The 9,732-nt window shown below is 69.4% G+C and carries 10 protein-coding genes; 4 read left to right on the plus strand and 6 right to left on the minus strand.

Annotation, left to right across the window (positions count from 1 at the left end; all coding sequences use genetic code 11):
* Window positions 1-203: 203 nt before the first annotated feature.
* The 4 genes from OTB19_RS39975 to OTB19_RS39990 all read right to left on the minus strand — a co-directional run bounded on the left by OTB19_RS39975 (window position 204) and on the right by OTB19_RS39990 (window position 4,795).
* Window positions 204-1,208 (minus strand): ParB/RepB/Spo0J family partition protein, encoded by a 1,005-nt coding sequence (locus OTB19_RS39975; protein ID WP_267803717.1) that lies wholly within the window; start codon window positions 1,206-1,208, stop codon window positions 204-206.
* Entirely contained in the window at window positions 1,205-2,482 is a 1,278-nt protein-coding gene (locus OTB19_RS39980; protein WP_267803718.1) for a ParA family protein, read from the minus strand. Before OTB19_RS39980 ends, OTB19_RS39975 begins: the two co-directional genes overlap by 4 nt.
* 180 nt (window positions 2,483-2,662) lie before the next feature.
* Window positions 2,663-3,337, minus strand: coding sequence for a ScbR family autoregulator-binding transcription factor (locus OTB19_RS39985; protein WP_267803719.1), 675 nt, complete (start codon window positions 3,335-3,337; stop codon window positions 2,663-2,665).
* Between the two features lie 255 nt (window positions 3,338-3,592).
* On the minus strand, window positions 3,593-4,795 hold the full coding sequence (locus OTB19_RS39990; protein WP_267803720.1) for an FAD-dependent monooxygenase: 1,203 nt from the start codon (window positions 4,793-4,795) through the stop codon (window positions 3,593-3,595).
* 93 nt (window positions 4,796-4,888) lie between these two features.
* Here OTB19_RS39990 and OTB19_RS39995 point away from each other — a divergent pair, with 93 nt between their 5' ends.
* On the plus strand, window positions 4,889-5,641 hold the full coding sequence (locus OTB19_RS39995) for a TetR/AcrR family transcriptional regulator (protein WP_267803721.1): 753 nt from the start codon (window positions 4,889-4,891) through the stop codon (window positions 5,639-5,641).
* 244 nt (window positions 5,642-5,885) lie between these two features.
* Here OTB19_RS39995 and OTB19_RS40000 read toward each other — a convergent pair whose 3' ends face one another.
* Window positions 5,886-6,626, minus strand: coding sequence for a class I SAM-dependent methyltransferase (locus tag OTB19_RS40000; RefSeq protein ID WP_267803723.1), 741 nt, complete (start codon window positions 6,624-6,626; stop codon window positions 5,886-5,888).
* A 477-nt stretch (window positions 6,627-7,103) separates the two neighbouring features.
* Between OTB19_RS40000 and OTB19_RS40005 the strand changes: the two genes are divergently transcribed.
* A complete protein-coding gene (locus OTB19_RS40005) occupies window positions 7,104-7,397 on the plus strand; it encodes a hypothetical protein (protein WP_267803724.1) in 294 nt (97 codons plus the stop codon).
* A gap of 55 nt (window positions 7,398-7,452) precedes the next feature.
* Here OTB19_RS40005 and OTB19_RS40010 read toward each other — a convergent pair whose 3' ends face one another.
* Window positions 7,453-8,229, minus strand: a complete 777-nt coding sequence (locus OTB19_RS40010; protein WP_267803725.1) for an SDR family NAD(P)-dependent oxidoreductase — start codon at window positions 8,227-8,229, stop codon at window positions 7,453-7,455.
* A gap of 299 nt (window positions 8,230-8,528) precedes the next feature.
* On the opposite strand from OTB19_RS40010, the gene OTB19_RS40015 reads away from it, so the two are divergent.
* Window positions 8,529-9,122: a ScbR family autoregulator-binding transcription factor gene (locus OTB19_RS40015; protein WP_267803726.1), complete on the plus strand. Its 594-nt coding sequence runs from the start codon at window positions 8,529-8,531 to the stop codon at window positions 9,120-9,122.
* Between the two features lie 237 nt (window positions 9,123-9,359).
* Window positions 9,360-9,732 (plus strand): AfsR/SARP family transcriptional regulator (locus tag OTB19_RS40020; RefSeq protein ID WP_267803727.1); only part of this gene is annotated, 373 nt, incomplete at its 3' end.

Genomic DNA, 9,732 nt, shown 5'->3' on the forward strand with positions numbered 1-9,732 from the left:
CTCCCCACCGGCCTCCCCATCGGCAGTCCCGAGGACTGCCTTACCTGCGCCGGCACCCTCTACCTCGGCAGCCCGGCCTGACCGGCCCAACCCCCCTCCACGAACTTTCGCGGTGCAGCACTAGTGCGTCGGCTGGGGGAGCGGGCATCGCCGGGGGCGTTAACGCCGTTAACGCCGTTAACGCCCCCGGCGTGGGCGCGGCATCAGATACGGGTCATCAGCAGCTCCGTGACGGCCTTGAGGTCGTCGGGTGTGAGGTGGGCCGTGAGGGCGTCCGCGATGGTCTCCGGGGAGTGCGTGGAGATCGTGATGCGGGGGGAGCCGGGGATGGACACGGGAGCTACGGGGGCTACCGATACTGCGGGTGCTGCGGGTGCTGCCGCCGTAACGGGTGCTGCCGGTGCTGCGGGGGGTGCCGAGGGCTCGACGGCGTTAACGCCGTTAACGGCGTTAACGCCGTTAACGGGGGCGGGGGTCACACGGGTGCGCTGGCGCGGGGGATTGACGGCGTTGGCAGCGTCGTTCGCCGCGGCTGCCTGCTCCTCCTGGGGGAGGCGGCCGATGCGGCGGGCCGGTTCCACCTTGAGTTCGCCGGTCTCCACCTTCTCCTGGAGGGTGGGGGTGAGGTTCAGCAGCGTGAGGCGCTGGGAGACCCAGGCCGGCGTCTTGCCGAGCCGCTTGGCCACCTGGGCCTGCGAACCGTGTACGTCGACCAGCTCCTGGAGCGCGCGCGCCTGGTCCATGGGCGCCACGTCGACCCGGTGGACGTTGGCGATCAGCGCGGATTCGAGGATGTCCGCCGCCGACGCGGACAGGGCGTCGTTGACGTGGATGTGCATGGTCTTGATCCCGGCCAACTGCGCGGCCGCGAGGCGCCGGTTTCCGTCGATCACCACGTACGGGGCGCGGCCGAGGCCGTCGGTCTGACCCGGGTGGGCCTCCATGAACGCCATGCGGGTGGCGACCGCGAGGGGTTGCAGTTGGCCGCGGGAGACCAGGGACTGGGCCAGCTCGTCCAGCTCCGTCAGGTCCTCGCGGAGGTTGAACGGGTTGTGTGCCAACGCCTCGATGGGCACCTCGGAGGGCGGGACGACCCCGGAGGTGGGGGCGCCCGTGGCCTCAGCGATCGCGGCACGGCGGGAGCTGACGCCCACCGGCTGCGCTCGGGCGAAGGATGCCGAGACTCCGAGTTTGTCGGCCTTGCTCATGAGATCTCCCTGGCGAGCGCGCGAAGGGCGACCGCCTGGTCACCCTTGGGGGCGTAGACGAACAGCGGCTGCTTGACCCGTACGGCCTCGCGCTGTTCCTTGAGGTCGGGCACGATGGCGACGACCCGGGGATCCTTTATGTCCATCCAGGCCTGGAGGGACGAGGTCGCGATGTAGCCGCGGCGGCCGTCGTAGAGGTTCACGACGAGGCCGAGGTAGTCGATGTCGAGGCTGAGGTCGTCGCGCAGATCGTTGATCTGCGAGGTGAGCAGGTCGTAGGCGTCGGCCGAGGAGTCCTCGGCCTGTACGACGATCAGGGCGCCGGAGGCTCCGGGCTGTTCGGCGTCGCGGCGTCGCCCGTAGTAGATGGCGGCGTCCATGCTGAGGCCGAGGCTCGGGGGGCAGTCGATGAGGATGACGTCGTAGTCGGACTCGACGGGAGCCAGGGCGCGTTCGAGGGCGGCCTCGCGGGCGCGGACGGTGGAGAGGCGGACGTCGAGGAGGAAGGCGTCGGTGCAGGCGGGGAGGATGTGCAGCCGGTCGCCGAAGCGCTCATCCGGGATGGGGACGATCAGGTCGGCGAGCGGGCCCTTGGCCTCGCCGGCCATGTGGCAGGTCAGGCTGTCCCCGCCGATGGGGAGCGTCTGTTGACCGAGTTGCTTGGTGAGGTGGCCCTGCGGGTCGAAGTCCACGAGCAGGACGCGCATGCCCAGGCCCGGCAGGTCTTCGAGGTCGAGGGGCGTGGTGGGCAGCGGCTGCTGTTCCTCGTACGTCGCCTCGTCGTCGACCTGGACGGCGGAGCGACGGGCCAGCTGGCGGGCGACGCGGACCGGGTGCAGGCTGGCGGGGTCCTCGGCGAGGGCTTCCGCCGTGCCGGCGGTGACGGCGGTCTTGCCGACGCCGCCCTTCTGGTTGCAGACGACGATGCGTCGTACGACGGAGGGCCGCTTGACCGTGGGGGCCGGGTTCATCTCCAGCCAGAGGCGGACGGCTTGGGCGAGACCCTGGATGAGGGAGACGCCGCGGTGCTTGGAGTCGGTACGGAAGGACTCCCACTGACCGGCGGGCAGCCAGGTGGAGAACGACTCGGCACCGGAGGTGTCGACGGGGGAGGGCGCCGAGGCGAGGGCGCTCCAGTGGGCGATGCCCTCGTGGACGGCGTCCTGGATGTCGACCCGCAGTTGAGCGGTGCGGATCTTCAATTCCTGGCGCAGCCACGGGGGGAGCTTGGAGACGACTTTCTCTCGGTCGCTCTGGGAGGAGGGTGAAGTCATGAGAGGGACTTTACTAACGTTCCAGAGTGTTCGTGAGCGCCACGCTTGGGTTTTGCTAACGAAACGCTACGCAAAAGTCCATTCTCAGGTCCCGGCACGTGACAGGGCGGCCTCGCACACGCCGTGGCGAGCACCCCCGTGGTTCACCACGGCGTGTGCGAGGCCGCCCTGGACACGCCGTCAGCCGACCTGGACCCCAGGGAAGTCCGGGTTCGGAAGACCGAGTTGGGCCCGGCACTCGGGCGAGCCTGCCGGGTCGAAGGAGGAAATGCGGTCCGCGGGGGTGATCCCGGGGAGGAGGAACGCCCACAGGTCGGCGATCCGGGCGTGGAGGTCCGCGCGGGTGGTGCGGACGTACGAGGTGACCTGGATGCCGGTGAACGACCCGATGAGGAGGGTCGAGAGGTCGGTGACGTCCAGCGCGGGGAGTACGTCGCCCGCTTGCTGGGCCGGCGTCAGCAGGTTGTGGGCGGTGTTCATCCACGTGTTGTACGGCGTCGAGTCCGGGTGGGTGAACGAGCCGAACTCGATGACCAGGCGGATGCCCGCCCGGATCCGGACGTTGGTGCGCAGGCCGTGCGCCATCTGGTGCGTTACGTCGATGGCGGTTTGAAGGCCGGGGTTCTCGATGGCCGGGAGGTCGTCGGAAACCCGGAACTGCTCGTCCATCAGGGTGCGGGCGAGGGCTTCCTTCGACTGGAAGTGGAAGTACAGGGCGCCCTTGGTGACTCCGGCGTGCTTGACGACATCGCTGAGGCTGGTGCCGTGGAAGCCGGCGTCGTCGAACGCGATGGCGGCGCCGTCGAGGATCGCCTGCCGGGTGACCTCGGCGCGTTCCTGTCTGACCCTGGCCACGTCTGTCTCCTGATGATGTCCGGCCGTCCGGCCGATCGTGCTGGTGCTGCGGTGGTGGGTGATGCGGGTGGTGCTGTCTGGCCAATCTAGTGGGACGGGGGCAAAGAAAACCAGTCGACAAGTACTTTTCTGCGGAGCGGGGTGACGGTCTGTAGGGACTTGTTTCGGTTCCGCCTGTTGCTTTTCGAAGGTGGGAGCGCGGGCGGCACCGTTAACGCCGTTAACGCCGTTAAGTGGAGTGAGGCTTTCCGGCGGTCAGGGCGTGTGTACGCTCGCCCTCGCCCCGGTACGCGTGCCGTACTCCGGGAGGGCAAGCGTGCTGACCTTCTGGCCCTGCTCCAGCATCCAGGCCAGGCAGCGGGGTCGCCTGAGCAGGGTGTTGCGCACGCGCAGACCGAGTCGGGTGGCGGGGGCCAGGAAGGGACCCGTACGGTCGCCGCCCCGTTGGCAGGCCTCGGCGTACGGGCGGACCAGTGACTCGTAGCGGGCGAAGGCGGCCCGGTGGTCCTCTGGAGTCCGGCCGAGTTCGGAGGCCAGGACATACGCGGCCACGATCCCGGTACCGGTGCCCATCCCGCCGATCGTCGCACCGCAGGCGGCGTCTCCGACGAGGGCCACCCTGCCGGCGGACCAGGTGTCGACGTCGGCCCGGCTGATGGAGTCGAAGTAGAGGTCCGGGGCCTCGTGGAGGGTGGCGAGAAGCTCTCGGGTCTTCCAGGGGAGGGAACTGAAGGCGCGGGTGATGTGTTCCTTCTGGGCACGGTGGTCGTGGCGGTCGTACGGGGCGGCCGGTGAGGCGAAGACGAAGAATGCGCGGTCGGCGGTCGCGGACGCCAGGCGGCCCGGAACGTTGTAGCCGGTGCTGCCGGGGCGGCGCAGGTCCAGGCGGGTCGGGAGGGACCAGGAGGCCGCGTAGTAGCCGAGGTGCGTGACGTACTCCTCTTCCGGGCCGAAGGCGAGCCGGCGGACGTGGGAGTGGAGGCCGTCGGCGCCGATGACGAGGTCGAAGGTGCGGGGCGGAGAGTGGCGGAAGGTGACGTGCACGCCGCCGGCGGTTTCGGTGAGGGCGGTGGCGGAGTCGCCGAAGACGTACTCGGTGGTGGGCCGTGAGGCTTCGTACAGCACGTGCGAGAGGTCACCGCGGAGCACTTCGAGGTCGCCACCGGCGAACTCCGCCGGGAGGTGAAGGAGCTCGTTGTCGTCCTGATCGACGAAGGTCATGGGGCTGCCGCCGGTCTGGATACGACGGAGCCTGTTCAGGACGCCCATGCGTTCCAGGACGGTGAGGTGGGTGTTCCCCCGGAAGTCGACGGCCTGGCCGCCCTCGCGGAGAGCCGGGGCGACCTCGACGACGGTGGGGCGGAAGCCGTGGCGGCCCAGCCAGTAGGCAAGGGCGGGCCCGGCGATGCTCGCACCCGAGATGAGGACCGTCGCGGGGTGCTGCGGGTATCGGGACATGGGATCTCCTTGCGCGGCATTATTGCGTCCGACGGATACTGTTTGTCCCGTGTACGGTAGACGCAGTTTTGGTGGGAGCGCAAGGAGGAGTCGATGTCCGGCGAACAGTGGGGCGCGGCGGTGCGGTTGCTGTGGGGGCCGCCGGCGAAGCCCGCGCGCGGGCCGAAGCGCGGCCTCACGCTGGGGGGCATCGCGGGGGCGGGCGTTGGGATCGCCGACACGCAGGGGCTGGGCGGCGTGTCGATGCAGTTGGTGGCCGGGGAACTGGGGGTCACCAAGATGGCTCTCTACCGGTACGTGCCGGGGAAGTCGGAGCTGATCGCGCTGATGGTGGAGTCGGCGATGCCCGAACCGGTTCTGCTGGACGAGGCGTTGGCGGTCGCCGCCGGATGGCGCGGGAAGCTCGCTGTCTGGGCCGGGGGCCTGCTCGCCGGATTCCGGGCACACCCGTGGTTGCTGGAGGCGACCGTGGGGGCGCGGGTGATGGGGCCGAGGGAGATCGGCTGGATGGAGCGGGCCCTGGTGGCGCTCGACGGGTGCGGCCTGAGCGGTGCCGAGGCCATGGACACGGTGGTGTTGGTGACGGGGCACGTACGGGGAATCGCCGAGCAGGAGCGGGCCGCGGGGGGCGCAACGAGCGGGCCGGAGGGAACCGGGGGGCCGGACGCGGAGCTTGGGAGGGTGCTGGGTGAGGTGATGCGGGAGCACGGGGAGCGATACCCGGCGTTGCGCGCCGCCTTGGCCTCGGTCGCGGAGCACGGGGGGCAGGACCAGGCGCTGGAGTTCGGGTTGGAGCGGATCTTCGACGGCGTGGGGTTGCTGGTGGAGCGGCGGACCCGGAGCTGAGGCAGGCACGGCCGCCTCGACGGCGTGTGGTCGGGGAGATCGCCGTCGGCATCCTGCTGGAGCCGTCGTCGTTGCCCGGGGGAGTGGGGGCGGGACGGGGAGCGTTCGGTGGCGCTTTCGGCCGGGAGTGGGGACGCTGCCGACCGACGGCGGCATGAGGGCCTGTCCGGCGGATGGCACGTGGGACAGGATCTTCCAGGGCCAACCGGGGAAGGGGTGCTTTCACGTCTCGGTGCGGCGCTGCCTACGGTTTGTGGGTGACCCAGAGCACTTCTGCCGGCCAGCGGTGTGCCCAGTCAGGCGGGTCGGTTTGGTTGTAGCCATTGGCTGTTCCGGGTTCGGGTCGCGGCTCGATGAGGTCGTCGATGACGAGACCTGCGCCGCGCAGGACCCTGATCCAGTCGCCGTAGGTGAGCTGATAGCTGACGGCGCCCCGGTCTTCGGCGATGGTGTCCAGCCCGAAGTAGTCCTGGTGCAGCGTCGTGGTTGCGCGGCCGGCGGCTTCGTCGTAGCAGGCTTCGAACCACGGGCTGGCGACGTTGAACACCAGGCGCCCACCGCGGCGAAGGATGCGTGCGGCCTGCGGGACGGCCAGGTGCGGCGGCGCCCAGCTGAGCCCGCCGTAGTCACAGAACACCAGGTCGAAGCTGTCGGCGGCGAACGGGAGCTGTTCGGCAGCGCCTTGCACCAGCGGGTAGCGGGCCGCTCCCATCGCGCGAGCTGCCGCGGCGAGCTGGGCTTCGGACAGGTCGAGCCCCACCACGGTGGCGCCCTCAGCGGCGAGCGCCCTGGACCACTGGCCGGCGCCGCAGCCGAGTTCGAGGACGCGCTTGCCGCTGACATCGCCCAGGGCGTGCAGGTGCGCGTCGGGGATGGCGTACGTGCCCCACAGCCGGGGCGCCGCACCGATCTGCGGGTCGTGCTTGTGCTGGTAGGCCCTGCTGATCTCGTTCCAGAAACGTCGGTTGGCAGAGATGTTGTCCACGCGCCGACTCAAGCACTGCGTGCCGGGACGGTCAACACGATGGTGTTGCGACCGGGACGGATCACCGGCGGGCAGAGGCCGCAGCAGATCACCCCGCCGCATGCCGGGAACAACGGTCAGGCAATCCACGAGTCACATGATCCGCCGGACAGTGCCTGACGGCGTTAACGGCGTTAACGCCGTTAACGCTCTTGAGGCTTTTCCCCGGGCTGCGTTGGCGACCTCGGACGCGCAAGGTGCGCGGTGGGCGAGGGTGTTGGGCAGGGGGCGGCGGGCGATGCCGTCAAGGGAGTGGATCATTAACGGCGTTAACGCCGTTAACACCGCGACAGCGTTAACGCCGTTAACGCTGAGGGCGGTCGAGCGTTCGCCGATCAGCCGCCCAGGCCGCCCTCCCGGTGCCCGCACGCCCGCTCCGCAGGACCTGCTGGAAGTCGCCGATACCGCAGCAGCGTTGTCGCCTACCGTGCCCAAGATATGACGGCACTTGCATCCTTCACCTTCGTGCGCCACATCGACGGTATCCGCCACCATTTCGAGCGCGATGGCCGGCGCCACGGCCTGCCTGCCTATCGCCGTACGGACGGCAACGTGTGGTGTGTCTGGTCGCCGACCGAGGGCTGGCACTGCGAGATCGCTGACGGCCTCGTGACCGCCCATCCGCTCGACGGCCACGCTGATGAACCCGAACCCCCGGCCACTGTCTGGCGCAGCTTCAAGGGCGACCGCTCCAATCTCTACGGCCTACGGCCCCTCGAACCCGAGGCGTGATCCGCCGGACGACACCCGGTCGTACCCGGCGCGGGCGGCCGTGTGCGGTGCGTCCTCAGCGGGTGGTCCAGCCGCCGTCCACGGAGAGGGTGGTGCCGACGACGAACGAGGCGCGGTCGCTGCAGAGCCAGGCCGCGGCTTCCGCGATCTCCTGGGGTTCCGCGATGCGGGGCAGCGGCGCCGAGTTCAGGAGCATCTGTTCCACCTCGGGGTTCTGCTGGAGCCAGGCGTCGATCATCTCGCTGCGGGTGGAGCCGGGTGCGATCGCGTTGATGCGGATGCCGTGGGGCGCGTACTCGCACGCGGCCGCCTTGGTCATGCCGACGACCGCGTGCTTCGAGGCGACGTAGGGGGCGGCCACGGGGGTGGCGACCAGGCCCGCGGTGCTGCTGTTGTTGACGATGGAGCCGCCACCGGTGGTCAGCATGGCGCGGATCTCGTGGCGCATGCAGTTCCAGACCCCGCGGACGTTGGTGTCCATGATGGTGTCGTAGACGTCCTCGTCGAGGACGTGCATGGGTGCCGGGAGCGCGCCGACGCCCGCGTTGTTGAAGGCGGCGTCCAGCCGGCCGAACGCGGTGACGGCGGCTTCGACGGCACGTGCCACGTCCTGGGAATCACGGACGTCCGCGACCACGTACTGGACCTGGTGGCCGGCGGCGCGCAGTTCGTCGGTGAGCGTGGCCAGCGGTTCTTCGCGGCGGGACACGAGGGTCACGGAGGCGCCTTCACGACAGAACACCCGGGCGGCGGCTGCTCCGATACCGGCGCTCGCTCCCGTGATCAATGCTGATTTCCCAGCCAAAAACCGAATGCTGTCGTCCCCCGTCATCACGTCGCGACCGTAGCACGACGCGGGATGTCGGAAGGGAGCGGAGGTCGGGTTGCACGAACCTGTCACGCCCACCGATTGTGCTGGTTGGAGGCCCGCGGGGGCCGGGGTGGCGCGCGGGCTCGCGAGTGCCCTGCTCGGAGGGCCGGCGGAGCCGCTCCAGCAGGGCGGAGGTGTTCACTCCGGTACGAGTCCGGCCAACCTCCAGTGCGCCCGCCGAACGTGGCACCAAGATCTCGTGGCCCTTTGTGTACATCGAGGGTGCGATGAATGCGGCGAGTGCGGTGTGTGGAGCCTCCATGATCAAGAAGGAGCGTGCGGCTCGCACGCGCGAAACGTTGGTGCGCGCTGCCGCGCAGGTCTTCGCGGAGGAGGGGTTCGCGGCGGCGTTGGTCTCGGCGATCAGTCGCCGGGCCGGGGTGACCGCCGGTGGCCTGCACTTCCATTTCGCGAGCAAGACCGAGATCGCCCGTGCCGTCGAGGAACGGGCGGCGGACGCGGTCGCCCGGATCACCGGCGCGGAGCGGTCGGTGGGCGATCCGGTACGGGTGTTGGTCGATTCGACGGCCGAGCTGATGGAACTGCTCGCGCAGGACGTCGTGGTACGGGCCGGGTTCGCGCTGTCGGCCGACTCCTCCCACGAGAGCCGAGTGGACCTGCGGGGACAGTGGCGGCTGTGGGTGGAGGAGTTGTTGGGGGCGGCCGAACGGGGCGGGATGCTCGCGGAGGGCGTGTCCTCGCAGGACGCCGCGCGGGCGGTGGTGGCCTCGACCGTCGGGCTGGAGGTGTTGGGTGCGGCCGAGCCCGAGTGGATGGCGCCGCAAACCCTGGCGCGGATCTGGGGGTTGGTTCTGCCGCGATTGCTGGCGGGTGAGGACCTCGAAGCAGACTGAATGGTCTGTTTGATGGGCCATCTCGGAGGCGTTTTCTGGCGTGTGTGGTGGCGATCGAGGGGTTGATACCTACGGTTTGTTCCCTGGGAACCGATGAACTCGCAGGTGGGGCAGGACTTTTGAGTGAAACTCGGGTGTTGCCGGCCTGAAGCTGATGCGGTGGGAAGCTCATTGACAAACCGCTGGTCCTGTTTTTTACTGACTCTTGCGACTCATCCAAGGACAGGGGAGTACGACGTGGACATCGATGTACTGGGCGCACTGGACGTGCGGGAGAACGGGATCTCCATCACGCCGACCGCCCCCAAGCCCCGGCAGGTCCTGGCCCTCTTGGCCCTCCATGCCGATCAGGTGGTACCCGTATCGGCACTGATCGAGGAGCTGTGGGGCGGCCTGCCGCCGCGCAGCGCCCGCACGACGCTCCAGACCTACGTACTGCAATTGCGTGCCCTGATCGCCACCGCCCTGGACGGGAGCGACACGTCGCGGACTGCGAAGGACGTGTTGGTGACGTTGCCGGGGGGTTATTTGTTGAGTGGTGGTGGGGGGAAGAGTGATGTGCGGGAGTTCGAGCGGTTGTCGGGGTTGGGTTATCGGGCGGTGGATGCGG

The organism is Streptomyces sp. H27-H5 (genome assembly GCF_026627505.1).
Taxonomy (GTDB): domain Bacteria; phylum Actinomycetota; class Actinomycetes; order Streptomycetales; family Streptomycetaceae; genus Streptomyces.